This is a genomic window from Azoarcus sp. Soil_N_20 (assembly GCF_057656155.1).
On sequence record NZ_JBDGKX010000006.1, the window covers coordinates 236,181 to 261,064 of the forward strand.

26 protein-coding genes are annotated in these 24,884 nt (G+C 66.9%); 22 read left to right on the plus strand and 4 right to left on the minus strand.

The genetic code is table 11. The features are described from left to right. Positions 1-2 precede the first annotated feature (2 nt). The 11 genes from AC3A35_RS14165 (at position 3) to AC3A35_RS14215 (ending at position 9,929) form a co-directional block, all read left to right on the plus strand. Entirely contained in the window at positions 3-1,178 is a 1,176-nt protein-coding gene (locus AC3A35_RS14165; protein WP_487436778.1) for a type II secretion system F family protein, read from the plus strand. Then, positions 1,175-2,866, plus strand: coding sequence for a GspE/PulE family protein (locus AC3A35_RS14170; RefSeq protein ID WP_487436780.1), 1,692 nt, complete (start codon positions 1,175-1,177; stop codon positions 2,864-2,866). Before AC3A35_RS14165 ends, AC3A35_RS14170 begins: the two co-directional genes overlap by 4 nt. Beyond that, positions 2,847-3,578: a hypothetical protein gene (locus tag AC3A35_RS14175; RefSeq protein WP_487436781.1), complete on the plus strand. Its 732-nt coding sequence runs from the start codon at positions 2,847-2,849 to the stop codon at positions 3,576-3,578. The genes AC3A35_RS14170 and AC3A35_RS14175 overlap by 20 nt, the downstream gene beginning before the upstream one ends. Then, positions 3,575-4,135 carry a hypothetical protein gene (locus AC3A35_RS14180; protein WP_487436782.1) on the plus strand — a complete coding sequence of 187 codons (561 nt, stop codon included), beginning with the start codon at positions 3,575-3,577 and terminating at the stop codon, positions 4,133-4,135. Before AC3A35_RS14175 ends, AC3A35_RS14180 begins: the two co-directional genes overlap by 4 nt. Continuing rightward, positions 4,132-4,686, plus strand: coding sequence for a hypothetical protein (locus AC3A35_RS14185; protein ID WP_487436783.1), 555 nt, complete (start codon positions 4,132-4,134; stop codon positions 4,684-4,686). The genes AC3A35_RS14180 and AC3A35_RS14185 overlap by 4 nt, the downstream gene beginning before the upstream one ends. After that, the gene (locus AC3A35_RS14190) at positions 4,683-5,192 is read left to right on the plus strand and encodes a hypothetical protein (RefSeq protein ID WP_487436784.1); all 510 of its coding nucleotides are present in this window, start codon (positions 4,683-4,685) and stop codon (positions 5,190-5,192) included. The genes AC3A35_RS14185 and AC3A35_RS14190 overlap by 4 nt, the downstream gene beginning before the upstream one ends. 161 nt (positions 5,193-5,353) lie before the next feature. Then, on the plus strand, positions 5,354-7,576 hold the full coding sequence (locus AC3A35_RS14195; protein WP_487436785.1) for a secretin N-terminal domain-containing protein: 2,223 nt from the start codon (positions 5,354-5,356) through the stop codon (positions 7,574-7,576). Beyond that, positions 7,573-8,049 (plus strand): type II secretion system protein, encoded by a 477-nt coding sequence (locus AC3A35_RS14200; protein ID WP_487436786.1) that lies wholly within the window; start codon positions 7,573-7,575, stop codon positions 8,047-8,049. Before AC3A35_RS14195 ends, AC3A35_RS14200 begins: the two co-directional genes overlap by 4 nt. A gap of 4 nt (positions 8,050-8,053) precedes the next feature. Next, entirely contained in the window at positions 8,054-8,461 is a 408-nt protein-coding gene (locus AC3A35_RS14205) for a type II secretion system protein (protein WP_487436787.1), read from the plus strand. Continuing rightward, the gene (locus tag AC3A35_RS14210; RefSeq protein WP_487436788.1) at positions 8,448-8,921 is read left to right on the plus strand and encodes a type II secretion system protein; all 474 of its coding nucleotides are present in this window, start codon (positions 8,448-8,450) and stop codon (positions 8,919-8,921) included. The genes AC3A35_RS14205 and AC3A35_RS14210 overlap by 14 nt, the downstream gene beginning before the upstream one ends. A gap of 66 nt (positions 8,922-8,987) precedes the next feature. Beyond that, on the plus strand, positions 8,988-9,929 hold the full coding sequence (locus AC3A35_RS14215; protein WP_487436789.1) for a helical backbone metal receptor: 942 nt from the start codon (positions 8,988-8,990) through the stop codon (positions 9,927-9,929). On the opposite strand, the gene AC3A35_RS14220 is transcribed toward AC3A35_RS14215, so the two are convergent. From AC3A35_RS14220 to AC3A35_RS14230, 3 genes are all read right to left on the minus strand, one after another. Next, on the minus strand, positions 9,880-10,323 hold the full coding sequence (locus tag AC3A35_RS14220; protein WP_487436790.1) for a PIN domain-containing protein: 444 nt from the start codon (positions 10,321-10,323) through the stop codon (positions 9,880-9,882). The two genes, AC3A35_RS14215 and AC3A35_RS14220, sit on opposite strands and share 50 nt — an antisense overlap. A gap of 68 nt (positions 10,324-10,391) precedes the next feature. Then, entirely contained in the window at positions 10,392-12,212 is a 1,821-nt protein-coding gene (locus AC3A35_RS14225) for a PHA/PHB synthase family protein (RefSeq protein WP_487436791.1), read from the minus strand. 42 nt (positions 12,213-12,254) lie between these two features. Then, complete coding sequence (locus tag AC3A35_RS14230) at positions 12,255-13,283, minus strand: MBL fold metallo-hydrolase (RefSeq protein ID WP_487436792.1); 1,029 nt, start codon at positions 13,281-13,283, stop codon at positions 12,255-12,257. 153 nt (positions 13,284-13,436) lie between these two features. On the opposite strand from AC3A35_RS14230, the gene AC3A35_RS14235 reads away from it, so the two are divergent. From AC3A35_RS14235 to AC3A35_RS14280, 10 genes are all read left to right on the plus strand, one after another. Then, positions 13,437-13,880 (plus strand): MerR family transcriptional regulator, encoded by a 444-nt coding sequence (locus AC3A35_RS14235; protein WP_487436793.1) that lies wholly within the window; start codon positions 13,437-13,439, stop codon positions 13,878-13,880. 99 nt (positions 13,881-13,979) lie between these two features. Next, on the plus strand, positions 13,980-14,447 hold the full coding sequence (locus AC3A35_RS14240; protein WP_487436794.1) for a PaaI family thioesterase: 468 nt from the start codon (positions 13,980-13,982) through the stop codon (positions 14,445-14,447). Between the two features lie 64 nt (positions 14,448-14,511). Beyond that, complete coding sequence (locus AC3A35_RS14245; RefSeq protein WP_487436795.1) at positions 14,512-15,723, plus strand: acetyl-CoA C-acetyltransferase; 1,212 nt, start codon at positions 14,512-14,514, stop codon at positions 15,721-15,723. 241 nt (positions 15,724-15,964) lie between these two features. Beyond that, the gene (locus AC3A35_RS14250; RefSeq protein WP_487436796.1) at positions 15,965-17,098 is read left to right on the plus strand and encodes an acyl-CoA dehydrogenase; all 1,134 of its coding nucleotides are present in this window, start codon (positions 15,965-15,967) and stop codon (positions 17,096-17,098) included. 108 nt (positions 17,099-17,206) lie between these two features. After that, a complete protein-coding gene (locus AC3A35_RS14255) occupies positions 17,207-17,818 on the plus strand; it encodes a DsbA family protein (protein ID WP_487436797.1) in 612 nt (203 codons plus the stop codon). Positions 17,819-18,049: 231 nt separating this feature from the next. Beyond that, the gene (locus tag AC3A35_RS14260; protein WP_487436798.1) at positions 18,050-18,952 is read left to right on the plus strand and encodes a fructosamine kinase family protein; all 903 of its coding nucleotides are present in this window, start codon (positions 18,050-18,052) and stop codon (positions 18,950-18,952) included. Positions 18,953-19,044: 92 nt separating this feature from the next. Continuing rightward, entirely contained in the window at positions 19,045-20,349 is a 1,305-nt protein-coding gene (locus tag AC3A35_RS14265; RefSeq protein WP_487436799.1) for a hypothetical protein, read from the plus strand. Between the two features lie 46 nt (positions 20,350-20,395). Next, a complete protein-coding gene (locus AC3A35_RS14270; RefSeq protein WP_487436800.1) occupies positions 20,396-21,076 on the plus strand; it encodes an NHL repeat-containing protein in 681 nt (226 codons plus the stop codon). A gap of 116 nt (positions 21,077-21,192) precedes the next feature. Beyond that, positions 21,193-21,408, plus strand: coding sequence for a DUF899 family protein (locus AC3A35_RS14275; RefSeq protein WP_487436913.1), 216 nt, complete (start codon positions 21,193-21,195; stop codon positions 21,406-21,408). 80 nt (positions 21,409-21,488) lie between these two features. Then, on the plus strand, positions 21,489-22,391 hold the full coding sequence (locus AC3A35_RS14280) for an SdiA-regulated domain-containing protein (protein ID WP_487436801.1): 903 nt from the start codon (positions 21,489-21,491) through the stop codon (positions 22,389-22,391). A gap of 62 nt (positions 22,392-22,453) precedes the next feature. Here the strand turns inward: AC3A35_RS14280 and AC3A35_RS14285 are convergent, their stop codons facing one another. Beyond that, entirely contained in the window at positions 22,454-23,533 is a 1,080-nt protein-coding gene (locus AC3A35_RS14285) for an AraC family transcriptional regulator (RefSeq protein ID WP_487436802.1), read from the minus strand. A 154-nt stretch (positions 23,534-23,687) separates the two neighbouring features. Here AC3A35_RS14285 and AC3A35_RS14290 point away from each other — a divergent pair, with 154 nt between their 5' ends. Beyond that, positions 23,688-24,881 (plus strand): isovaleryl-CoA dehydrogenase, encoded by a 1,194-nt coding sequence (locus tag AC3A35_RS14290; RefSeq protein ID WP_487436803.1) that lies wholly within the window; start codon positions 23,688-23,690, stop codon positions 24,879-24,881. The last annotated feature ends 3 nt before the right edge of the window (positions 24,882-24,884 follow it).

Below are 24,884 nucleotides of genomic sequence, written 5' to 3' on the forward strand. Positions count from 1 at the left end.
CGATGCGCTATCGCGTAAAGGCGGTCGGAGCGGACCACAGGATCGTCGAGGCCGAGCTCGAAGCCGCGAGCGAGGCCGAACTTCGCGCACTCGCGGCCGGGCGCGGGCTGGTTGTGCTGACCCTCACCCGTCTGGGCGGTCGCGGCGGGCATGCGCGTTTTCCGTTGCGCCTGTTCAATCAGGAGCTGTTGGCCTTGCTGCGCGCGGGCATTCCGCTGGCCGAGTCGGTCGCCGCGCTCGCCGAAAAGGAAAACCGGGCCCCGGTGCGCGGCGTGCTGGGCGACCTGGTTGCCGCGCTGCGCGAGGGCCATTCGCTGTCGCGCGCGCTTGAGCGCGCGCCCCACGCCTTCCCCGATCTCTATGTGGCGCTGATTCGCGCGGCCGAGCGCACGAGCGACCTCGAGCGCGCGATCGAGCGCTACATCGCCTACCTGCTGCAGGTCGAAACCCTGCGCGGCAAGCTCGTCAGCGCGGCGATCTATCCGGCCCTGCTGCTCGGGGTGGGCGGCCTGGTCATGTTGTTCCTGCTCGGCTATGTGGTGCCCAGGTTCTCGCACATCTATGAGGACGTGGGCGGCGACCTGCCGTGGTTGTCTCGGGTGCTGCTCGAGTGGGGCCGGTTGGTCGAGGCCCATGCGCTCGTCATGATGGGGCTGCTGGTCGTGGTGGCGCTGGGTGTCGTTGCCGTGATGCGTAGCGATGCGGTATGGGCGGCGGCCGGTCGCCAACTGTGGCGCATGCCCCTGGTCGGCCGGCGGTTGCGGGTGTTCGAGCTGGCGCGCTTTTATCGCACGCTGGGCATGCTGCTGTCGGGCGGCATTCCGGCGGTGACCGCGCTGCGCATGGTCTCGGGTCTGCTGTCGCCGGTGCTGCGCGGCACCTTGCTGGTTGCCATCGAGCGCATTCGCGAGGGGCAAGGCTTCACCGCCACGCTGGCCAGCTGCGGCCTTGCCACCCCGGTCGCGCAGCGCATGCTGGCGGTGGGCGAACGGGCGGGAAACCTCGGCGAAATGCTCACCCGCTCGGCGGAGTTCCACGAGGACGAAACCGCGCGCGAGGTAGAATGGCTCACGCGCCTGTTCGGCCCCCTGCTGATGCTGATTATCGGGGGGGCGATCGGCCTGATCGTCGTGCTCATGTACCTGCCCATCTTCCAGCTTGCGGAGAGCATAGGATGAAAGCCGCAGCCGGCCTCCCTCCTGCATCATCCGCCGTGCCCGCCGTGCAGCCCTTTTCCGCGGAGGAACTGGCCGACGCCCTGGCCGCGGGCGGACGTCTGCTCGACGTGCTCGCGATGCGCGTACCCGATGCCGGCGAGCGCCTTGCGCGGCTGGCGGCGACCTGCAGCTTTCCGGTGGTCGGACATGCGCGGCTGATGGCGCTGGCACCCGATTTCGCCGCGCTCGGATTCGAGGCCGGGGTGAGCCACGATTGCGTGGCGCTGCGCGACGAGCAGGGCGGTTTGTGCATCGTGCTCGCGAACCCGTTCGACCAGGACCTGCTCGATGGCCTCGGCGCCCGTCTGCGCGAACCGTTCAGCCTGGCGCTGGCGGACCGCGACGATCTCGCCGCCTGCCTCGCGCGCCACGAGGACGAGGTGCGTCGCGCGGCCGGTCTGGACGACGGCCGCGAGACCGCGGGTGCGAATGTCGATGTCGAGGATCTGTCGCTGCAGCGCATCACCGCAGGCGCGAGCCCGGTGGTCAAACTGGTCAATTCGACCCTGTACGACGCGCTCAAGCAGGGCGCGAGCGACATCCACCTGGAGTCGGTGCCCGGCGCCCTGGTGATCAAGTATCGCATCGATGGCGTGCTGTCGCGGGTCGGTACCGTGTCGACGCCGGACCTCGCCGAACAGGCCATTTCCAGGATCAAGGTCATGGCCGAGCTCGACATCGCCGAGCGCCGGGTGCCGCAGGACGGGCGCTTCAAGGCACAGACCGGTGGTCGCGAGATTGATTTCCGGGTGTCGATCATGCCCAGCATTCATGGCGAGGATGCCGTGTTGCGCGTGCTCGACAAGGAGCATCTCAGTCGCGAGATGAGCGGGCTGACGCTCGAAGCGCTGGGCTTCGATGCGGCCTCGCGCAAGGTGCTGCGCCGGCTCGCCAACGAACCCTACGGCATGCTGCTCGTCACCGGCCCCACCGGCAGCGGCAAGACGACCACGCTCTATGCGGTGCTGGGCGAGACCAATAGCGGGTTCGACAAGGTCGTCACCATCGAGGATCCGGTCGAGTATCAGTTGGCGGGCGTGCTGCAGATCCCGGTCAACGAGAAGAAGGGGCTCACCTTCGCGCGCGGGCTGCGCTCCATCCTGCGTCACGACCCCGATCGCATCATGGTGGGCGAGATTCGCGACGGCGAAACCGCCGAAATCGCAATTCAGGCCGCACTGACCGGCCATCTGGTTTACACCACGGTGCATGCGAACAACGTGTTCGACGTGATCGGACGGTTCATGCACATGGGCATCGACCCCTACAACCTGGTGGCCGCCCTCAATGGCGTGGTGGCGCAGCGCCTGGTGCGGATCAACTGCCCGCATTGCAGTGAACCGGTCGTGCCGGATCCTGTCGTGGTTGCCGAATCCGGGCTCGGCGATCTGGCGCGCTTCAACTTCCGCGCCGGTCACGGCTGCGGTCACTGCCGCGGTTCGGGGTGCAGGGGGCGGCGTGCGGTGGCCGAGGTGTTGCTGCTCGACGATGAGGTTCGGGAGCTGATTCTGGCGCGTGCGCCGGTTCGCGCCGTGCGCGAGGCGGCGGCCCGGCGCGGATTCCGCGGGCTGCGTGAAGCGGTGATCGATCTCGTGGCCGCGGGTGAAACCACCTTGCAGGAGTTGAATCGTGTCACGATCCACGGCTGACTGGCTATTGCGCCTCGAGCCCGATGCTTGGGTGCTGCGTACCGGCGGCGACCGGTTCACGCACACGCTCGAGGGCGCGACCCCGGCGGCGGAGCTGCGCCGGCTCGACGCTGACCCAGTTCGGCGCAAGGGCGTGCTGAAGGTGGTAATTGCCGACGGTTGGCTACGCTACCTGGTGGTGCCGTGGCCGGAAGGGGTCAGCCGGGCGGAGGAGCGCAAGGCGTTTCTCGCCCATCGTTTCCGCGAGGTTCATGGCGTGGGCGAGCCCGACTGGCTGGTCGCCGCCGATCGCGCCGCGGAGGGGGCGCCTGCGCTCGCCTGTGCGGTGCCGGCGACGCTGGTTGCGGCGGTGCAGGATTTTGCGACCCGGCACGGCCTTCGCCTTGACGGTGTGTGCGGCGATTTCGTTGAGGCCTACAACCGGCTGCGGCCCGCGTTTCGGGAGGCGCGCGGAACAGTGGGTGCGCTGGCGCTTGCTCACGGCGGGCGGGTTACGGTGGGGATGTGGTGTGACGGCAGCTGGCACACGGTACGTAGTCAGGCGCTGCGCGCCGACAATGCGGACGGGGTGCGCCTGATGCTGGATGCGTGGCAACGCGGCGCACCGGCGCTGGGCGCGTCGGCCACGGTCGACGCGGTGTTGTATGCGGACGGCCTGGCGCCGTCCGTGCCGAGCGGATGGCGCGTGGCGGCGGTGGGGGAGCGGGCATGAAACTGCTGCGCAATGCACCGCCCGCGGTCGACCTCGATTTTTCGCCATCGCCCCGGCGGCGTTCGGGATGGCTGGGCTGGGTGGTCCTGGCGATCGGTGTCGCGGCGCTGGGTGTCGCCACTTACGCGTGGCGCGCGGAGCGGCTCGACGTCGACGAACGCGAGCGTATTGTCGAGCGCTTGCGGGCAGAGATGCAGCCCAGCCCCGCCGCGGCGCCACGCGCGGTGACCGTCGTGCTCACGGCGCAGGAACTTGGCCCGGCCATTCGGGTGGCCGATGTGCTCAACGCCGAATGGGCCGGCGTGTTTGCGCAGCTCGCGCAGGCGCAGATCGACGACGTCGCCCTGGTCGAATTCCAGGCCGACGCCGCCCGCGGTCTTTTTCGCGCGATCGGTCAGGCGCCCTCGCTCGAAATAGCTTTCGAATACCTGCAGCGGTTGCAGCGCGAAGGTGTCCTGCGCAACCCCCGCATCGATAGCCACGAATGGGTCACGGTCGGGACGGGGGATGCGGTGATCCGCTTTGCCGTGACCGCGCAGTGGGAGGGTGGGCGATGAGTACGGCGTCCAGACTCCGCGAGTCTGCGCTGCGGGCGTTGCGGAATGCCGGATGGGCGGGCATGGCGGGCGGACTGCTGATCCTGATCGCGGTTGCAGTGGACCAGGCTGCAGGGGGCGCGCTCGACACCCGTCGTGCCACCCTGGCGGCCGAGCGCGCCGCCCTGCTGCGCGGGGGCAGCGCCACGCCCGCGTCGGGCGCCGCGGCGAGTCGGGAAGCGCTCGACGCTTTTTACGCCGGGTTTCCGCCGGCAGGTGGTCTCCCCGTCATCCTCGGCGACGTGCATGCGCGCGCCGAAAATCACGGCGTCGATCTGGCCCGCACCGACTATCGCCTCGCAGACGAAGCCGGTACGCCGTTGATGCGGGTGGCGCTCAATCTGCCGGTGCGGGGTGATTTTCGCGCGCTTTATGCGTGGCTCGGCGAACTGAGTACGGCGGTGCCCGCGGTCGGTTTCGAGACGCTGTCGGTGCGTCGCTCGGATCCGCAGCTCGGATTCATCGAGGGTGAGGTGCGCATGGTGGTATTTGTCCGACGGGATCGGTCATGACCCGCCGTCAGCTTGTGCTTGTCGCCACTCTGGTGGCCACGCTCGCGGCGACCTGGTGGGCATCGACGATGGAGGACGTGCCCACCGAAACCGCGGCGGTGCCGACGGCGCGGGCGCCACGCATGGCCGGGCGCGCGGGCGTACAGGACGGCAGGCCGCTTGTACGCGAGGCAGTGCCGCACATCGCGCGCTCGGCGTGGCCGCCGTCGGCGGCCCGGCTCATGGAGCCGCCGGGCGTGGTGGCCGAGGGGGCGGGCGCGGTCCCGCAGCAGGCGACGGAGCCCCCGCCTCTGCCTTTTGTTTTCGTAGGCGCGATTGAGGATGGTGGGCAGCGTACTGCGATCCTGATCGAAGGCGAGCAGGTCCATCTGGTCGTGGCGCGGCAGCGTATCGATGCGCGCTATCGTGTCGATCGGGTGCTGGCAACCCGCATTGAATTTACTTACTTGCCGATGGAACGCAAGCAGGTGCTCGATCTCGCGGGTGATCCCGACCACGGGGGCTGAGCGCGCAGGGGCCGGGCTGGCAAAACGTGGAGGTGGGGCCGGAACATGGTGCTGTTTGTTCATTGGCCGAAGTCAGTTTGGCTGCACACTGTCAGCGATGATGCCGCAGGCCGCGTTGGGGGCGGCGCACGGAGTAAGGCTGACGCACGATTGGACACAGAATGAAAAAAGCGCTTGTCCGACAATTGAAAACCTGGAGATCGCTGGCGCTGGCCGGGTCGCTGGCAGCGTGCACGACGAGTCCGCTGCTGGAGTCGTCTGCCCCCGAGGCTGGCGACGACCCGTTGCGGACGCTGGCGACGCTTGAGCAGGCAGTGGCGAATGACCCCCGCAATGCAGGTCTACGCGCCCGTTATCTGCGCCACAAGGAGCGGCTCGCCACTGAGTCGCTGGCCGCGGCCGAGCGCGCGCGCGCCTACGGCGAGTTCGATCGTGCCGATCGCCTGTACCGGGACGTGCTTGCAATCGATGCCAGCAATGCGCGCGCGCACGCCGGCCTCGACACACTGGGCAACGAGCGTCGCCGGGCGGGGCGTCTCGACGGCGCCGAAGCGGCATTCGTGCGCGGCGACATCGCCGGCGCCGAACGCCTGACCCGATCGGTGCTGGCCGAGGCACCGGCACATCCGCGTGCGCGCCGCCTGTTGCGCGAACTCGACGAGCGCAGGCCGCTGACACCGACGCTCGAGAGTCTCACCGGGCCGCTCGCGAAAAAGGTCAATCTGCAGTTTCGTGATGCCCCGTTGCGGGTCGTGTTCGAAGCCCTGTCGCGTGCCGCCGGGCTCAATTTCGTCTTCGACAGCGACATCGGCGCCGACGCGCTGGTAAGCCTGGCGGTGCGGGACACCTCGGTCGACGAGGTCATCAAGCTGATGACTGCCACGCAGCAGATCGATCGCAAGCTGCTCAACTCGAATACGGTGCTGATCTATCCGGCGACCCCGGCCAAGCAGCGCGAATATCAGGAGCTCGTCTCGCGCGCCTTCTATCTTGCGCACGCCGATGTGAAGCAGGCCCTGGCGCTGGTTAAACAGGTGGTAAAGACGCGCGACATTTTCGTCGACGAGAAGCTCAACCTGATTGTCCTGAAGGACACCGCGGAGGCGGTCCGTCTTGCCGAACGGCTCATTGCAGCGCTCGACGTTGCGGAGCCAGAGGTCATGCTTGAACTCGAAGTGCTCGAGATCAGCCGCAACAAGCTGCGCAATATCGGCTTGGAGTTTCCGGACCAGATCGGCTACGGACTTCTCTCCGGGGAGAGCGGCGGCACGCTGGCGGAGGGGTTCGTCAATCTCGACCGCGCGGGCGGCATGGTGCCCTTTGTCACCAACCCTGCCGTCGTGTTGCGCCTGCGCGCCGAGGACGGCGATACCAGCCTGCTCGCCAACCCGCGTATCCGGGTGAAGAGTCGCTCCGAAGCGAAGATTCACATCGGCGACAAGCTGCCGGTGTTCACCACGACGTCGACGGCAAACGTCGGCGTCGCGGCCTCGGTCAGTTATCTCGACGTCGGCCTCAAGCTCGACGTCGAGCCGAGCGTCACGCTCGACGACGAGGTGTCGATCAAGCTCGCGCTCGAGGTCAGCAACATCGTGCGTGAGATCCCCGGTCCGGAGGGCTCGCTCGCCTATCAGATCGGCACGCGCAGCGCTGCAACCACGCTTCGCCTCAAACACGGCGAAACGCAGGTGCTTGCAGGTCTGATCAACGACGAGGATCGTGCGTCCGGTCTGCGCCTGCCGGGGCTGGGCGATCTTCCCGTGCTCGGACGGCTCTTTTCCGCCGAGCGCAACAGCTCGACCAAGACCGAGATCGTGCTGCTGATCACGCCCCGCATTATTCGCAACGTGGTCGCGCCGGCCTATTCGCGCGACGACCTCGCGGCCGGGACCGAGGGCAACGTGGGCAGAGCGCCGCTGCGCATCGGGCCGGCGGCACCCGACAGCCTGCTCCTCAGCGGTACCGGCCAGCCGGACGTGGCCGCGGCAAACGCCGCGCGGGCCGCGCCGCAACCGGACGACGGCAGGGTGGTGCCGAAGCAGGTCAGCGTCGATCTGGCTGCACCCGAGACGGCCAAGGTGGGCGGCATGCTCACGCTGACCCTGAAGCTGGAGGGCGAAGGCCGGCATGACGGGGTGGTGGTCGAGTTCGACTATGACGCCGCGCGCCTCGACGCGGTGGGATTTGCCGGCCCGCAGCCGGGGCAGGGCGTGGCCAGCCTGCCCGCCGGCGAATTGCCGGCCACGCTGCCCCTGGCGTTCCGCGTCAAGCCCGACGTCGAGGGGGCCGTCACGATAATGATCAACAGTCTGATCTTCACCATCGCCGGCCAGCGCATCGCGGTCCCGGTGTCCGGCACGGCTTCGGTCGGTGTGGTGCCGTGAAGCGTGCGCGGACGGGCTTCACGCTGATCGAACTCGTCGTCACGGTGGCGATCATCGGTGTGCTTGCCGCCGGAGCCGTCCCGCTGGCCGAACTGACCATGCAGCGCAGCAAGGAATCCGAACTGCGCGCGGCCCTGCGCCAGATCCGGGCCGGGCTGGATGCCTACAAGGCCGCGTACGACGACGGACGCATCGAGCAGAAAGAGGGTGTTTCGGGCTATCCCCCCAGTCTCGCTGCGATGGTTGTCGGCGTGTCCGATGTCAAGGAGGCCGATGGCCGCAAGATTTACTTTCTGCGCCGCATTCCCCGCGATCCCTTTCATCCTGACGTCAGCCTCGAGGCCGAGCGCACATGGGGGAAACGCAGCTATGCGAGCCCGCCGGGGGCGCCGCGGGAAGGTGCGGACGTGTTTGATGTCTATTCGCTGTCGGACCGCGTCGGTCTGAACGGCATTGCCTACCGGGAATGGTGAAGTCATGGCGTTGACGCTTGTGCCGAACCGGGGCGCGTTGCGGCGTGCCACCGGCTTCACCCTGATCGAACTTCTGGTGGTGATGGCGATCATCGCAACGTTGCTGACGATCGCCGCACCGCGCTACTTCGGTCACCTCGAGCAGGCACGCGACAACGCGCTGCGGCAGTCGCTCGCGGTGATGCGCGATGCCATCGACAAGTATCGTGCCGACACCGGCGTCTACCCGCCCAGCCTGGACGACCTCGCGGCGCGGCGTTACCTGCGTGCAGTGCCGGTCGACCCGATCACCGATTCCGCCGCCACCTGGGAGCCCGTGCCACCGCCCGATGCGAACGAGAGCGGGGTGTGGGATGTCCGTAGCGGAGCAAGCGGCACCGGCCGCAATGGCATTCCGTATGCCGACTGGTAGCGGGTATCGGGGCCAGTCCGGCTACACTTATTTGCTGGTGCTCTTTGTCGTCGCCGGTCTCGGACTGCTGGCGGCGCAGGCGGGCGTGGTCTGGCAGCAGACGGCGCAGCGTGAACGGGAGGCTGAACTGCTTGCGGTCGGCGTCGAGATCGCCCGCGCCCTCGGGCGCTATGCAGCCGAGACGCCGTTGGGCACGCCTGCCAGGCCATCCGCACTGGAGCAGCTGGTCGAGGACCGCCGCTGGCCCACCCCGCGGCGCCATCTGCGCCGTATCTATCGCGACCCGATCACCGGGCAGGCCGAGTGGGGGCTGGTGCGCGAAGGCGAAAGCATTGTCGGCGTGCGCAGCCTGTCCGAGCGGGTGCCAATCCGCCGTGCCGCGCTTCCGGCCGAGTTGGGTGATACTGCCGAGCAGGCCGCTACCTACGCCGACTGGATATTCAGGCCGGTTGGCCCGTAGCGCAGTGCGTGCGTCGATGTCACGGCCGCGCTCACTGGCGGGAGGAGAACGTTGTTGGAATGGAGTATGAGCATGGCACCCAAGTTGGTGCTGGCAGACGGGGATGGAGGCGATGCGGGCGGCGCCGTGCCCGGATGTTCTTCCGCGCGTGCATCGTGCGACGCGGCCGGTGTTTTCCACGCGCCGGCGCGGGGCGAGGTGCGCATCGTGTCGCTGGTGCCTTCACTGACCGAGTTGCTGTTTGCGCTCGGGCTGGGTGCGCAACTGGTGGGGCGGACCGGCTTTTGCGTGCATCCGCGTGATGCGGTGCGTGCCGTGCCCAAGGTGGGTGGTACCAAGGATGTGAAGCTGGATCGCATCCGCGCGCTCGCCCCGACCCATGTGGTGGTGAATATCGACGAGAATCGTCGTGAGACGGTCGATGAGCTTGCGGCGTTCGTGCCGAACATCATCGTCACCCACCCGGGCAAGCCGCAGGACAACCTGGCGTTGTATCGCCTGTTTGGCAGTATCTTTGGTTGCGAGCGGGCGGCCGCGCAGCTGGAGTCCAAGCTGCTGGAAGCGCTGGGCGAGGCGGCCGCGGCGAAAGCCGAACTGCCGGCGGAGAATGTGCTGTACCTGATCTGGCGCGAACCGTGGATGACGATCGCGCGCGATACATACATATCGGCGATGCTGGCTGAGGTGGGCTGGCACACCTTGCCGGCAGTCGATGGTGGCGACAGGGGGGCGGCGCGCTACCCGGATTTTGACTGGGACGCGCTGTGGCTGGTGGATGTACAGCGGATACTGTTGTCGAGCGAGCCCTATCGTTTTCGCCCCCGGCAAGTCGATGAGGTGAGCGCGCTGGCAGCGCGGCCGGCGCTGCTGGTCGACGGCGAAATGGCCTCCTGGTATGGGAGCCGGGTGATCCAGGGGGTGCGGTATCTGGTGGAGCTGCGCCGTCGGTTGGCGTGGCTCAGCCCGGCGCCAGCAGGGCGACGAAGCGGTCCGGGGTCAGAATGTTGAAACGGTTGTGCAGCATGCGGTGGCGCGCGAGCCTGAGCAGCAGCTTGTCGCGGGTCAGCAGGTGGCTGACGCCGGCATCGCGCGCAATCTCCAGAAACTTCTGGTCGTCTCGGTCGCGGCAGGCGGGTAGCGCGATGGGGTCGTCGGCTGGCGGCGGTGCGGGGTGGGTGCGGGCGCGGTAGCGCTCGAACAAAGCTTGTTGGTTAGCAATGGAAATGCGGAACTGACCGTAGCCGAGTACCCGGCGCAACTCCTCGAGGGCGTCTTCACGGCTGAACAGCACCAGTTCGCCGGCCTCGATGGCCCGTGCCAGCGGGCGCAGCGCGGGGTCGTCGAAATGCCACAGGGCCATCACCGTGTTGGTGTCGAGCACCAGATTCAGCGTGGTGGTCATCGGGGTTCCGGAAAAGGAAGGGGGAAGGGCGTACCCTTCCCCCTGTCAGCAGGCCTGCCGCGTCAGGGTCAGGCCGCTTCCTTGGCGTCGATGCGGATCTTGACGAAGGAGCCCGGTGCGTCTTCCAGCACCTTCAGCTTGCCCTTGGCGGGATTGCGCGCATCGACCTGGTCGGCGTCATGTGCGGCCACCCAGGCCTGCCAGTCGGTCCACCACGAGCCCGGGTGCTGCTGGGCGGCGGCAAACCACTCGTCGGCCGTGGCCGGGCGCTTGGCTGACGAATTGACCCAGTAGCCGTACTTGTTGGCCGCCGGCGGGTTGACGATGCCGGCGATGTGGCCCGAGCCGCCGAGCACGAAACGGACCGGGCCACCGAGCTTGAGCGAACCGGTGTAGGTGCTCTTCCACGGCGCGATATGGTCTTCGATCGCGGAGATGAAGTAGCTCGGCACCTTGATCTTGGTGAGATCGATCGGCACCCCGTCGATGACCACGCCACCGGGCTGGACCAGCAGGTTTTCCATGTACATCGCGCGCAGGTAGAAGCTGTGCATCTTGGCCGGCATGCGCGTGGAGTCGGAGTTCCAGTACAGCAGGTCGAAGGGGAAGGGATCCTTGCCCATCAGGTAGTTGTTCACCACGAACGACCAGATCAGGTCGTTGGCCCGCATCATGTTGAAGGTGCCGGCCATCTCGGCGCCCTCGAGGTAGCCGCGCTCGAACATCTTCTTCTCGAGACTGGAGATCTGCTGCTCGTCGATGAACACGCCCAGTTCGCCAGGTTCCGAGAAGTCGGTCATGGTGGTGAAGAAGGTCGCCGAGGCGATCCGCTTCTGCTTCTTGGCCGCGAGGTAGGCCAGCGTGGTCGCGAGCAGCGTGCCACCCAGGCAGTATCCGCAGGCGTTGATTTCCTTCTCGCCGGTCTGCTGTTCGATCGCGTCGAGGGCGGCGATGACACCTTCCTTGACATAGGATTCGAAGGTCTTCTCGGACTGGCGCTCGTCCGGGTTCACCCACGAGATCACGAACACCGAATGGCCCTGATCCAGGCACCACTTGATGTAGGAGTTCTTCTCGCGCAGGTCGAGGATGTAGAACTTGTTGATCCACGGCGGCACGATCAGCAGCGGACGCTTGAACACCTTGTCGGTGGTCGGCGTGTACTGGATCAGCTGCATCATCTCGGTCTGGAACACGACCTTGCCCGGCGTGGTGGCAACGTTCTTGCCCAGCTCGAACGCGGTGGTGTCGGTCATCTTGACCCGCAACTGGCCGCCGCCATCCTCGACGTCACGCAGCAGATTGTTCAGGCCCTTGATCAGGTTCTGGCCGTGGCTCTTGACCGTTTCGCGGAACACTTCCGGGTTGGTCATCGCGAAGTTCGACGGTGACAGCGCGTCGATGTACTGGCGAGTGTAGAAATTGACCTTCTTCTGCGACTGTTCGTCGAGGCCCTCGACACAGCACACGGTGTCGTGGATGTGGCGGGCGGCAATCAGGTAGGACTGCTTGACGAAGTCGAACATGAAGTGTTCCTGCCACTCCTCGTCCTTGAAGCGCTTGTCCGAACGCTCGGGCGACGCGATCGGTGCCGAGTTCATGCCGGCAAAGCGCATCATCGAATGCTGCCAAAGCGAGAAGTAGTCCCACACCAGGTTCATCTGGCTCTGGGCGAGCTTGTACGGGTTGGACAGCAGCTTGGCCATCATGTCCATGAAAGCCTGGGCGATGCCGAGTTCGTCGGCGGGGGTCGAGACCCCCTTCTTGAGCTGGCGCTGGACGTGTTCGCTGATCAGGTGGGAGGCACGCTTGGCGACCTCGGCATAGGTCTTGGCGACCTCCTGGGGATCGGGCATCTCGGTGTGAGCGGTGTCGGTGGGTGCAGCCATTGTATTTTTTGCTCCTGGTTCGAAGGGTCCGCAGTGGACCGTTCAGCTGGTCTTGATGAAACGGATGGCTCCGTCGTCTTCCGCCACCTTGCGAAGCTCTCCCAGCTTCTCGAGGTGGTTCAGGTGGGCAATCGCCTCACCCATGGCAAACATCACCTGGTGAGTATCCAGTTCGCGCGGAAACAGCGTGCTCAGCAACTCGCCGGCGCTGCGTGCCGTGCCGCACTCGTTCAATAGTGCAGCGCAGCGTTCACGGTGATGTTCGATGAGTTGGCCGACCCGCGCCCGAATTCCTCGGAACGGTCTGCCGTGGGATGGTAGCACGAGCGTGTCGTCAGGCAAGTGATTGATGCGACGCAATGAATCCAGAAACCAGCCGAGCGGGTCGTCATCCGGCGTCGCCGCGAAAACGCTGACATTGGTGGAAATGCGCGGTAGCAGCATGTCGCCCGAGATCAACACGCCGAGCGCTTCGCAATACAGGCTGGCGTGTTCCGGGGCGTGTCCGTAGCCCACGATGACCCGCCACCGGCACCCTCCGATGGTGATGTGGTCGCCGTCGAACAGGCGGTGATAGCTCGCCGGCATTTCCGGCACGCCGCGGCGGTAGCCGTTGCCGCGTTCGGCGAGTGCAGCCAGGCGGGCTTCGTCGAGACCATGGCGGCGGAACTGGGCGAGCATGTCCTGCACGGAGTAGCCGGGCAGTTGATGCCACAGGGCGTGGCCGCCGAGGTATTCGCCCTGGGTCATGTGGATCGTTGCGCCATTGCGCTGCGCCAGCCAGGTGGCGAGGCCGAGGTGATCGGGGTGGCAGTGGGTCACGATAATGCGCGCCAGAGGCCGCGGGTCGGAGTCGAGCACCGCGCGCCATTGGGCCTTGATCGGGTCGAGTCCGAAGCCCGTATCGACCGCGGTCAGGCTTGCACCGTCGTCGAGCAGCCACAGATTGATGTGATCCAGCGCAAAAGGCAGCGGCATGCGGACCCAGCCGATGCCGGGCGCGACGGCACGGGCGGTGCCCGCCGCAGGGATGTCGGGGAAGGGGTAGTCGATTTCGTCTGTTGTCGTCATTTTGTGGCCTCATGAGGGGGTGGTCGAGATTCGCATTGCCCAAACCCCCGGAATCTGCTTAACTTTTCCGCAATACGGAATCACCTGTCAATCCTGCAACGGTAACACCGCGTCCAGGCCCAAGTCCGGTGCCCGCGGCCTGAATGGCTCAACATGCCCAGCGAACAGACTTACACCATCACCGAGCTTGCGCGCGAGTTCGACATCACCCCGCGCGCGATCCGCTTCTACGAAGACCAGGGGCTGCTGACGCCGGCCCGCTCGGGGCGGAGCCGGGTCTATACCAAGGCCGACCGCACCCGCCTGAAGCTGACGCTGCGGGGCAAGCGTCTCGGCCTGTCGCTGGCCGAAATCAACGAATTGCTCGACATGTATGGCGGCGTACGCAACTCCGCGCCCCAGCTCGAACGTTTCGTCAAGGTGCTGACCGAGCGCCGCGCCGCCCTCGAGCAGCAGCGGATCGACATCGAAGCGGTGCTGATCGAGATCGACACGCTCGAGCGCCAGTGTCACGCCCTGCTCGGCCAGAATCCCGAAGGCGCCGCCGCGGCGCGCGCGGAACTGGTGAAGCACATCGACAGCGCAAGTACCGCCTGAGTCAGACGACGTTGCTGCAAGGCTTGATTTTTTCGTCGTTTAGTTTACGTTGACGTTAACGTAAAAACAACGAAAAATTCGTCCCCCAAGGAGGCATTGATGCGACACGAGCTGCCGCTGTTCCAGCCCAAGGATCCCGACTACGCCACCCGCGTGCGGGCGAGCTTCGACATGCAGCCGGCGATGCAGCTGATCGGCGCCGAACTGACCGTGATCGAGCCGGGACACGTCGAGATCCAGTTGCCCTACCGACCGCAGATCACCCAGCAGCGCGGGTATATCCACGGTGGCGTGGTCGGCATGATTGCCGACTCGGCGGCGGGCTATGCGGCCAACACCTTGACCGCGCACGACAGCGATGTGCTGACCGTGGAGTACAAGCTCAACCTGGTCGCGCCGGCCGAAGGTCAACGCCTGGTGGCGCGGGGAGAAGTGATCAAGCCCGGCCGCACGCTGCTGGTCACGCGGGCCGACGTATTCGCGATCCTGGACGAGAAATGGACCTTGTGTGCGGTGATGCAGCAGACCATCATGGCCGTGCATGGCAGGAAGGACAGCGCCGCCTGAGCGGCGGTGCGCCAGACGCCGGCACGGCCGACGAATCCGACTCAATTCGAAGGAGAATCAAAGCATGTCCGACCCGATCGTGATCGTATCCGCCGCCCGCACCCCGATGGGCGGCTTCCAGGGCGAACTGTCCGGCCTCACCGGCCCCCAACTGGGCGCGGTCGCGATCAAGGCCGCAGTCGAGCGCGCGCGGCTGTCGCCCGAGCAGGTGCAGGAAGTGATCATGGGCTGCGTGCTGCCGGCCGGCGTCGGCCAAGCGCCTGCACGGCAGGCCGCGCTCGGTGCCGGCCTGCCGTTGTCGGCCGGGTGCACCACGGTGAACAAGGTGTGCGGCTCCGGCATGAAGGCCACCATGTTCGCCCACGACCTGTTGGTGGCCGGCAGCAACGAGGTGATGGTCGCCGGCGGCATGGAGTCGATGTCCAACGCGCCCTATCTGCTGCCCAAGGCGCGCGGTGGCTACCGCCTCGGCCACGGCCAGCTGCTCGACCACATGTTCCTCGACGGACTCGAGGACAGCTATTCGAAGGAGCACAAGGGCCGCCTGATGGGCACCTTCGCCGAGGATTGCGCCAGCCACTTCGACTTCACCCGCGCCGCGCAGGACGAGTTCGCGGTGGCCTCGACCACCCGCGCGCAGAATGCGATCAAGGACGGTTCCTTCACCTGGGAAGTGGTGCCGGTGACCGTTGCCGGGCGCAAGGGCGACGTGGTGGTCGAGCATGACGAACAGCCGCCCAAGGCCCAGCTCGACAAGATCGGGGCACTCAAGCCGGCGTTCAGGAAGGACGGCACCGTGACCGCGGCCAACTCGTCGTCGATTTCCGACGGCGCCGCGGCGCTGGTGCTGATGCGCAAGTCGACCGCTGAAAAGCTCGGTCTGGCGCCGCTGGCGACCATCGTCGGCCACGCCACCCACGCGCAGGATCCGGCCTGGTTCACCACCGCGCCGGTGGGCGCGATGCAGAAGGTGCTGGCCAAGGCCGGCTGGGGTGTCGGCGACGTCGATCTGTGGGAGATCAACGAGGCCTTCGCGGTGGTCACGATGGCGGCGATGAAGGAAATGAAGCTGCCGCACGACAAGGTCAACGTCAATGGCGGGGCCTGCGCGCTCGGTCATCCGATCGGTGCCTCGGGCGCGCGCATCCTGGTCACGCTGATCGGTGCGCTACGCAAGCGCGGCCTGAAGCGCGGCGTCGCCAGCCTGTGCATCGGCGGCGGCGAGGCCACCGCGATGGCGATCGAGCTCGATGCGTCGGTGGCTTGCGGCGGCTGACTGTTCAAATGCCTGAGGGGTCGGTGAGCGTACGCGCCGACCGCAGCCGGATGCGTTCGTGCTGCTAACGCGTTCCGCGCGGGGTCTTGCTCCGCAGGCTGCGGAACTCGGCCTGCGGCCTCAGACAGTCCTCGCCTGCTCCACAAGCCCCCGACACGAACCGCCTGACCGCGGTCAGTGCTGGATGTGCAGGTACCAAAAGTTTTGAGTTGAAAGGCGATGGCCTTTACCAAGGAACACCATGATCCTCACCCCTGAACAGGAAATGATCCGCGACTCCATCCGTGCCTTCGCGCAGGAGCGCCTCGCCCCCTTCGCCGCCGACTGGGACCGCAATCACACCTTCCCGCGCGAGGCGCTGAAGGAGCTCGCCGAGCTCGGTGCCCTCGGCATGGTGGTGCCCGAAGAATGGGGCGGGGCCGGCATGGACTACATGAGCCTGGTGCTGGCGCTGGAAGAAATCGCCGCCGGCGACGGCGCCACTTCGACCATCGTCAGCGTGCAGAACTCGCTCGCCTGCGGCATTCCCAACCGCTACGGCACCGACGCGCAGAAAGAGGAATGGCTCAAGCCGCTCGCCCGTGGCGAGAAGCTCGGCTGCTTCTGCCTCACCGAGCCGCATGTCGGCTCCGATGCCTCGGCGATTCGCACCACCGCAACTCGCGACGGCGATCACTGGGTGCTGAACGGGGTCAAGCAGTTCATCACCACCGGCAAATACGCCGACGTCGCGATCGTATTCGCGGTCACCGACAAGGCCGCCGGCAAGAAGGGCATCTCCTGCTTCCTGGTGCCGGCGAACACGCCGGGTTACGTCGTCGGCCGCCTCGAGGAAAAAATGGGGCAAAAGGCATCGGACACCGCGCAGATCCTGTTCGAGGACTGTCGCGTGCCGGCAAGTGCGATGCTGGGCGCCGAGGGTGAGGGCTACAAGGTCGCGCTGTCGAACCTCGAGGCCGGGCGCATCGGCATCGCCTCGCAGTGCCTGGGCATGGCGCGCGCCGCGCTCGAAGCCGCGGTGAAGTACGCGCAGGAGCGCGAGACCTTCGGCAAGCCGATTTTCGAACACCAGGCGGTGAATTTCCGGCTCGCCGACATGGCCACCCAGCTCGAGGCGGCGCGCCAGCTGGTGTGGCACGCCGCCAGCCTGAAGGACGCCGGCCGCCCCTGCCTCAAGGAGGCGTCGATGGCCAAGCTGTTCGCCTCCGAGATGGCCGAGCGCGTGTGCTCCGATGCGATCCAGGTGCATGGCGGTTATGGCTATGTCAGCGACTTCCCGGTCGAACGCATCTACCGCGACGTGCGCGTGTGCCAGATCTACGAAGGCGCCAGCGACATCCAGAAGCTGGTGATCGGCCGCGCGCTGGCGGGCTGATCCCGGCGGACCGGGTTTCCGGTCCTGCGGGTGCTTTACGGCGGGTTTCCCTCCCTCTCTTCCCGCCATGGCCCGCAGGACCTCTTGTTCGACGATGGAGCCGTGCCGATGACCAAGCCGACCGCAGCGATCGATTTCTGGTTCGATTTTTCCTCGCCCTACGGCTACCTGATGGCCGAGAAGCTCGATGCGTTGGCGGCACGGCATCGTCGCCAGGTGCGCTGGCGTCCCTTTCTGCTCGGGGCGGTGTACAAACTGGTGGGGGGCCAGCCACTGACGTCGATTCCCCTCAAGGGGCCGTACTCGATCCACGATCTGGCGCGCAGTGCCCGTTTTCTCGGGGTGCGCTTTACCATGCCGCAGCCGTTTCCGGTGCCGACCCTGCATGCCGCGCGTGCCTTCTACCATCTGGAGCAGGGCGATCCGGTGCTGGCCCGGCGTTTCGCGCTGGCGATCTTTCGCGATTACTTCGTCGACGGGCGTGACATCTCGGCCCTGGATGAAGTCCTCGACGTCGCCGCCGCGCTGGGCATCGAGCGCGAAGCGCTGGCCGCCGCTGTCGCCACCGACGCGGTCAAGGCGTTGCTCAAGTCCGCATCTGACGAGGCGCTGGGTATCGGCGTGTTCGGCTCACCCTATGTGGTGATCGACGGCGAGGCGTTCTGGGGTGTCGACCGCCTGCCGCAGATCGAGCGCTGGCTGGAGACCGGCGGCTTCTGATTTCGGGCGCCGCTCGCCCGGGCGACACCAACACCTTCCTGGCCGCCAGGATGTCGAACGCTATCCCGGGGTGAGGATGGAGAACGGGTTGCTGCCCTCGTCCTCAGGATCGCGAACGGTTCGTCACCATGCGGCAAGTGGCCTGGTCGATGCGAGCTGTCCCGTCGCATTCGGCATTCGCCGTGCTGGTATATTCGACGCGTTCTTCGTCCACCCATCCGGAGTCCTGCAGTGGAGCACCCTCCAGGTCTGAGCGCGGACCTCGCGCATGCCCTCACGGCCCCCAGCGGTATCGACTTCTCCCGCGCCGCGATGCGGGCAATCGGCGGCGGTTGCATCAATCGTGCGTTCGAAGTCCGCGCCGATGGACGGCCGTACTTTCTCAAGCTGAACAACGCGGGTGCGTTGCCGATGTTCGAGGCCGAGGCTGACGGCCTGGCCTCGCTGGCTGGCTGTGGTGCCTTTCGTGTGCCGCGCGTCCTGGCCTGCGGTGCGATCGGCGACGAGGCCTTCCTGCTGCTCGAATACCTTCAGCTCCGCCCGCTCGCGAGCGCCGAGGATGGCCGGCGCTTTGCCGCGGCGCTGGTGCAACTGCATCAAGACACCGGCGAGCACTTCGGCTGGGCGCGCGACAACTTCATCGGCGCCAATCCGCAAACCAACGGTCAAGCTGACGGCTGGGCGAAGTTCTTCTTGAGCTGCCGGCTGCTGCCGCAACTGCAGATGGCGCGTTCCGCCGGTCTGGGCGCAGCCGTCGCGGGCGAAGCCGAACAGCTGCTGGAACGGGTGCCGGCGCTATTCCTGGACTACCGCCCCCGGCCCAGCCTGCTGCATGGCGACCTGTGGCACGGCAACGCGGCAATGGATGCCGAGGGCAGGCCGGTGATCTTCGACCCCGCCGTGTATCGCGGCGATCGCGACGCAGACCTCGCGATGAGCGAGCTGTTCGGCGGTTTTCCAACCGCCTTCTACGCCGCATACCGGGCGGCCTGGCCGCCGGCGGAAGGCTACGAGCAGCGCAAGACACTCTACAACCTGTATCACGTGCTCAATCATCTCAATCTCTTCGGCCGCGCCTACCTCGGGCAGGCCGAGCGGATGATCAGGGGGCTGGCGTCGGCGCTGATGCGCTGAGGCGGCGCGTGGTCATGACGGCCGCCGTGGCTGCCGTGCCCGGGAAGTCACCCGCGTGGCACGACATCGGCGCGGCGGTGTAGGCTGTCGTCATGGATTCCCTGATCACCGCCGCCGCGCGCGCCCTCGCTGCCGGCGACGCGCTCGGCGCCCTCAAGCGGGTCGCCCTGCGCGACGACCCGCCGGCGCTGGCCCTGCGCGGCATCGCCATGGCCCAGCTCGGCGAGTATCCGCGCGCGCGCGAGCTCCTGCGCTGCGCCACCCGCGGCTTCGGCACCCACGAGGCGCGGGCGCACGCGCGCTGCGTCGTTGCCGAGGCCGAGGTGGCACTGGCCATGCGCGACCTCGGCGGCTCGCCGCGCACGCTGGCGACGGCTGCGGCCACACTCGAGGCGCGCGCCGATCACGCCAACGCGCTGCAGGCGCGGTTGATTGCGGTGCGCCGGCTCCTTCTGCTCGGCCGCCTGGACGAGGCCGCAGCCGCGCTCGCCTCAGTCGGCGCCGGGCAGCTCCCGGAATCGGCCGGCTGGGCACAGCCGGTGGTGCGATGCGAACGCAATGAGGGTGGGGACGGTTCAGTCGATACGCGTGGCCTGACGCCGTCGCTGGCGGCGGTGGCCGAGCTGATCGCCGCCGAGCTCGCGCTGCGCGCGTTACGCATCGGCCCGGCGCAGGCGGCGCTCGCGCGTGCGCATGAGGCGGCCGATCGCGCACGTGTGCCGGCGCTTGTGGCCGAGGTGGCGGAGGCCAGGGCTGCGCTCGATCGTCCCGCGGCCCGGCGCCTTCTTGCCGGCGGCGAGCAACCCCTGCGCCTCGATGAGGTTGCCGCGCTGCTGGCCTCGGACGCGCTGGTGGTCGATGGCTGCCGTCGCCGGCTGGGCGCCGGCGCCGCGTGGCAGCCGCTGGCGCGCCGGCCGGTGCTGTTCGCACTGGCGCGCGCGCTCGCCGAGGCGTGGCCGGGCGATGTCGATCGGGACGCCCTGATCGAGTGCGCGTTTCGCGCCCGCCACCCCGACGAGTCGCATCGGGTGCGCCTGCGGGTCGAGATCGGCCGTCTGCGCGCGCTCGTCACGGCGCTGGCGTCCATCGAGGCCACCGCGCGCGGCTTCGTCCTCAGACCGCGCGGCGAGCGCGCCGTCGTCGTGCTGGCGCCGCCCATCGACGGCGATCAGGCAGCGCTGGTGGCGCTGCTCGCCGACGGCGCGGCCTGGTCGACCTCGGCCCTGGCGCTGGCCCTCGGGGCCAGTCAGCGCACCGTCCAGCGTGCCCTCGCCGAGCTCGAGGGCGCCGGACGGGTGCGCTCGATCGGGCGGGCGCGGGCGCAGCGCTGGCTGTCGCCGCCGCTGGCCGGATTCACGACGATCTTGTTACTCCCCGCTGCGCTGCCGTTTGACTAGAGTTGCCTTACGGCGCCGATCCGAGGCGCGTCACAAGGAGCCAGCGATGACCACAAGCAAGGTAAGCCCGGACGGAACCCCGGCAAGGGCACATTCGGCCGATATCGTACGCGAGTACGGCCCGTTCGTCGGTGCCGACCACGTACACGGCGTGACCCATGATGGTGAGCGCATCTGGGCCGCCACCGGGGTCAGGCTGGTCGCCTTCGATCCGGCGAGCGGCGAGCCCACGCGCACGCTGGACCACGCGTGCGACGCCGGCACCGCCTTCGACGGCACCTACCTCTATCAGATCGCCGAGGCGCGCATCGACAAGATCGACCCCGTCACCGGCGACGTGGTGGGCTCGATCCCGGCGCCCGGCCACGGCAACGACTCGGGACTGACCTGGGCCGAGGGCAGTCTGTGGGTGGGGCAATACCGCGATTGCAGGATCCACCAGATCGATCCGGCGAACGGCGCCGTCATTCGCACCATCGAGTCGAACCGCTTCGTCACCGGGGTGACCTGGGTCGACGGCGAGCTGTGGCACGGAACCTGGGAAGGGGACGAGAGCGATATCCGCCGCATCGACCCGCAGAGCGGCACCGTGCTCGAGCGGCTGGAGATGCCGCCCGGCATCGGCGTCAGCGGGCTCGAGTCGGACGGGGCGGATCTCTTTTATTGCGGCGGTGGACCGGGCGGAAAGGTCCGTGCAGTGCGCCGTCCGAAAGGAGCCAGGGCGTGATCGCATTGCGCTCGGCCACGGCATCGGCCGGCAGCGCGGTTGGACCGCGTATCGACGAACCTCGAACGGCTCTTCGAGCCAAGGAGCACATCATGGACACCGCAACTGAGTGAACCATCCGGTCGTATCCAGGGACCGCTGGCTCGACCTACGGGCGCGGTGTGGAGGTGATGATGGGCACGTATAACTTGCTCGATCTCACCCCCAAGGGTCGCGATGAGGACAACCCGGACTACGCCATGGATTGGGTGCGTCACCGCGACCGCTACGAGCCGGCACCGATCGCGAAACCGGCGCCTGCGATCGGTTCGTGCTGCCATGGGCACCCCTGAAGCGCGAGCGGGCCGAGTTTGTGAATGCATCACGGCGCGCTGGTCGGGGACGATCTTATGTATAACGAACGCCAATCTAAATGAATAAACGTATTGTCATTGTCGTGCTGTTGATCATGATCCTTGCCGTTCCATTCGCCTGGGTCACAGGGGGTGTCGCGCTCGGCTATCACTTCATTCTGGCGTATGTCACTCAGCTGGACCCGCATTCGACCAGCCTCGGCCTGCGCGATTATCAGGTGACCATTGAAGCGAAGCCGGTTGAAGGCATCCCGAAGAATGCCTCCGGGCTAACCTATCATCCGCTCCGAAAAACGCTGTTTACGGTCATCAATCAACCGCCGCAGATCGCCGAATTGGACACCAACGGGAAGCTGCTGAGAACGATCCCGCTAAAGGGTTTTGCCGATGTGGAAGGAATATCGCATCAATATGACGATTATTTCTTCATAACCGATGAGTGGACTCAGCGGGTATATCGTGTTCAGGTTCAGGATACGACAGATGAAATAGGTATCGAGGGTCTTCCCTGGTTGGGCTGGGCTTTCGAAGGCGGAAACAATGTCGGCTTCGAGGGGGTGTCCTGGGACAGCGACAGGAAACGCCTGTTCGTGGTCAAGGAAAAGCGGCCGCTGCGGGTGTTTGAAGTTGGCGGCCTGGAGGAGCTTCTCAATGCAGGAACAATCGGCTTGAGTATCGGCGAATGGGAACCCGCTGCGGCCGCGCGCATCATGCTCAACGATCTCTCATCGCTGACTTATCACGAGAACACGGGTCATCTGTTCCTGCTCAGCGACGAGTCACGACTGCTGGTCGAATTCGACCGGAGCGGAAACGTCTTCGATCTGCTCGTATTGCGGGCAGGGTGGCACGGCCTGACCAAGGGGATTCCGCAGGCCGAGGGGGTGGCCATTGATGGAAATGGCGAGATCTACATTCTTTCCGAGCCGAATCTATTCTATCGGTTCTCTCGCACGCCCTGAGCTCCCTGCCGGTAACACCTTGGACGGGTGTATCCGCCCGCCGACCTGGGTGCCGCCCCTGGTCAGTCGGACGGCCGTTCAGGCCGACCCTGATCGAGCGCCAGGCCCCGCGCTCCCTCCCTGAACCGGCTCGGTGCCACCCCCATCCATTCCCGAAACGCCCGCGCGAAGCTCTTCTCGCTGTCGAATCCTACGGCCGCCGCCACCTGCTTCACCGGCCTGCGGGTCTGCAGCAGCAGTTTGATCGCGCGCTCGCGGCGGGCTTCGTTCTTCAGCCGTTGCAGCGAGATGCCCTCTTCCTTCAGCTGGCGATGCAGCGTTCGCACCGACAGGTTGAGTTGCGCGGCCACGTCGTCGGCCGTGTGGGCGTGGCCGGGGTCGGCGGTGAGGATCTGGCTGACGCTGTGCACCAGCAGACGGTCGCGGCGGTATTGCAGTACGGTGAGCGGCAGCGCGCGTTGCAGCATGGTTTGCAGCGCGCGTTCGTCACGGCGCAGCGGCAGCGCCAGGTAGCGGGCGTCGAAGCTGAAGCCGGCGGCGTCGGCGTCGAAGCGCAGCGGGCCGGGGAAGAGGTAAGGGTAGGCGTCGGCGTGGGGCGGGGCGGCGAAGGGCAGGCTGGTCTCGGCCAGCGCGATGCGCGAATCGATCAGCCAGCAGGCGTAGCCGAGCAGGTAGCGCAGGGTGCTGACCAGGCAGAACTCGCGCATCTCGCCGAGCGCGCGCGCCTCGGCGATGCGGATGGTGGCGGTGGCGCGCTGCTGGCTGAAGGAGAGGGTCAGGTCCTCGGTCAGCAGGCGGTGGTGACGGCACCAGCGCTTGAGTGCCACCTCCAGCGTCGGCGAGCTCAGCGAGGCACGGCACAGCATGCCGTAGCTGCCCCACGGCAGGCGGCGCGAGAACCAGCCCAGGGCCTCGTCGTCGAGTTCCTGCATGGCGACGCCGGAGATCACTTCCATTTGCGCGGCGGTGACGCGGGCGGCGGAGTCGTCGAGGGCATCCGCCGGGATCTGCGCCTGGTGCAGCGCGTTGGCCGGATCCATTCCCCGTCGGCGGTATCCGAGGATGATTGCACGGATGAAGGCCATGGGCGTAGCCGCGCGGCCCAGGGTGAGTTCGGCAGGGGAAGGGGTGAGGATCTTCATGGGGTCCAATCCTAGGCGTATTGGCAGGATTTGCAACCTCGATGGCAGTTGTCGCGCAGCGCTTCGGGCTACGCTCGGCTAATCTGAGGCAGGCGGGCGAGGTGTCGTCCGTTCGTGCCACGATCACGCGACGAACATACGGAGGAGACAGACCATGCACATTCCGAGCCTCGACTTCAACCTCGGCGAAACGATCGAAGCCTTGCGCGACACCCTGCGCGATTTCTGTGCGGCCGAGATCGCGCCGCGCGCCGCCGAGATCGACCGCGTGAACGAGTTCCCCGCCGACCTGTGGAAGAAGCTGGGCGACCTCGGCGTGCATGGCATGACGGTGAGCGAGGAATACGGCGGCACCGACATGGGTTACCTCGCCCACATCATCGCGATGGAGGAGATCTCGCGCGCGTCGGCCTCGGTCGGCCTGTCCTACGGTGCGCACTCCAACCTGTGCATCAACCAGATCCGGCGCAACGGCACCGAGGCGCAGAAGCAGAAATACCTGCCCAAACTGATCTCCGGCGACCACGTCGGTGCGCTGGCGATGTCCGAGCCCAATGCCGGCTCCGACGTGGTGAGCATGAAGCTGCGCGCCGACCGGGTTGGTGGCAAAAGCGGCGACCGCTTCATCCTCAACGGCAGCAAGATGTGGATCACCAACGGCGGCGATGCCGACACCCTGGTGGTGTATGCCAAGACCGACATCGATGCCGGCCCGCGCGGCATCACCGCCTTCATCATCGAGAAGGGGATGAAGGGTTTTTCCTGCGGCACCCACCTCGACAAGCTCGGCATGCGTGGCTCCAACACCTATCCGCTGTTCTTCGACGACGTCGAGGTACCGGCGGAGAACGTCCTCGGCGGCGAGGCCAACATCGGCCGCGGCGTGCAGGTGCTGATGTCCGGCCTCGACTACGAGCGTGCGGTGCTGTCCGGTGGCCCGCTCGGCATCATGGCGGCGTGCATGGACGCGGTGGTGCCCTTCCTGCACGAGCGCAAGCAGTTCGACACCCCGATCGGCGAGTTCCAGCTGATGCAGGGCAAGGTCGCCGACCTGTACTCCACCTGGAGCGCCTGCCGCGCCTACGCCTATGCGGTGGGCCAGGCCTGCGACCGCAGCGATCATGCGCGCTCGCTGCGCAAGGATGCGGCCGGGGTCATCCTCTACACCGCCGAGAAGGCGACCTGGATGGCCGGCGAGGCGATCCAGACCCTGGGCGGCGTGGGCTATACCAATGAATATGCGGTGGGCCGCCTGTGGCGCGACGCCAAGTTGTACGAGATCGGCGCCGGCACCAGCGAGATCCGGCGCATGCTGATCGGTCGCGAACTGTTCGCCGAAACCCGCTGAGGC

Coding starts and splice junctions, on each gene's coding strand:
- AC3A35_RS14165 (WP_487436778.1), top strand. CDS start 3: ATGCGCTATCGCGTAAAGGCGGTCGGAGCGGACCACAGGATCGTCGAG.
- AC3A35_RS14170 (WP_487436780.1), top strand. CDS start 1,175: ATGAAAGCCGCAGCCGGCCTCCCTCCTGCATCATCCGCCGTGCCCGCC.
- AC3A35_RS14180 (WP_487436782.1), top strand. CDS start 3,575: ATGAAACTGCTGCGCAATGCACCGCCCGCGGTCGACCTCGATTTTTCG.
- AC3A35_RS14185 (WP_487436783.1), top strand. CDS start 4,132: ATGAGTACGGCGTCCAGACTCCGCGAGTCTGCGCTGCGGGCGTTGCGG.
- AC3A35_RS14190 (WP_487436784.1), top strand. CDS start 4,683: ATGACCCGCCGTCAGCTTGTGCTTGTCGCCACTCTGGTGGCCACGCTC.
- AC3A35_RS14195 (WP_487436785.1), top strand. CDS start 5,354: ATGAAAAAAGCGCTTGTCCGACAATTGAAAACCTGGAGATCGCTGGCG.
- AC3A35_RS14205 (WP_487436787.1), top strand. CDS start 8,054: ATGGCGTTGACGCTTGTGCCGAACCGGGGCGCGTTGCGGCGTGCCACC.
- AC3A35_RS14210 (WP_487436788.1), top strand. CDS start 8,448: ATGCCGACTGGTAGCGGGTATCGGGGCCAGTCCGGCTACACTTATTTG.
- AC3A35_RS14215 (WP_487436789.1), top strand. CDS start 8,988: ATGAGCATGGCACCCAAGTTGGTGCTGGCAGACGGGGATGGAGGCGAT.
- AC3A35_RS14220 (WP_487436790.1), bottom strand. CDS start 10,323: ATGACCACCACGCTGAATCTGGTGCTCGACACCAACACGGTGATGGCC.
- AC3A35_RS14225 (WP_487436791.1), bottom strand. CDS start 12,212: ATGGCTGCACCCACCGACACCGCTCACACCGAGATGCCCGATCCCCAG.
- AC3A35_RS14230 (WP_487436792.1), bottom strand. CDS start 13,283: ATGACGACAACAGACGAAATCGACTACCCCTTCCCCGACATCCCTGCG.
- AC3A35_RS14235 (WP_487436793.1), top strand. CDS start 13,437: ATGCCCAGCGAACAGACTTACACCATCACCGAGCTTGCGCGCGAGTTC.
- AC3A35_RS14240 (WP_487436794.1), top strand. CDS start 13,980: ATGCGACACGAGCTGCCGCTGTTCCAGCCCAAGGATCCCGACTACGCC.
- AC3A35_RS14245 (WP_487436795.1), top strand. CDS start 14,512: ATGTCCGACCCGATCGTGATCGTATCCGCCGCCCGCACCCCGATGGGC.
- AC3A35_RS14250 (WP_487436796.1), top strand. CDS start 15,965: ATGATCCTCACCCCTGAACAGGAAATGATCCGCGACTCCATCCGTGCC.
- AC3A35_RS14255 (WP_487436797.1), top strand. CDS start 17,207: ATGACCAAGCCGACCGCAGCGATCGATTTCTGGTTCGATTTTTCCTCG.
- AC3A35_RS14265 (WP_487436799.1), top strand. CDS start 19,045: ATGGATTCCCTGATCACCGCCGCCGCGCGCGCCCTCGCTGCCGGCGAC.
- AC3A35_RS14270 (WP_487436800.1), top strand. CDS start 20,396: ATGACCACAAGCAAGGTAAGCCCGGACGGAACCCCGGCAAGGGCACAT.
- AC3A35_RS14280 (WP_487436801.1), top strand. CDS start 21,489: ATGAATAAACGTATTGTCATTGTCGTGCTGTTGATCATGATCCTTGCC.
- AC3A35_RS14285 (WP_487436802.1), bottom strand. CDS start 23,533: ATGAAGATCCTCACCCCTTCCCCTGCCGAACTCACCCTGGGCCGCGCG.
- AC3A35_RS14290 (WP_487436803.1), top strand. CDS start 23,688: ATGCACATTCCGAGCCTCGACTTCAACCTCGGCGAAACGATCGAAGCC.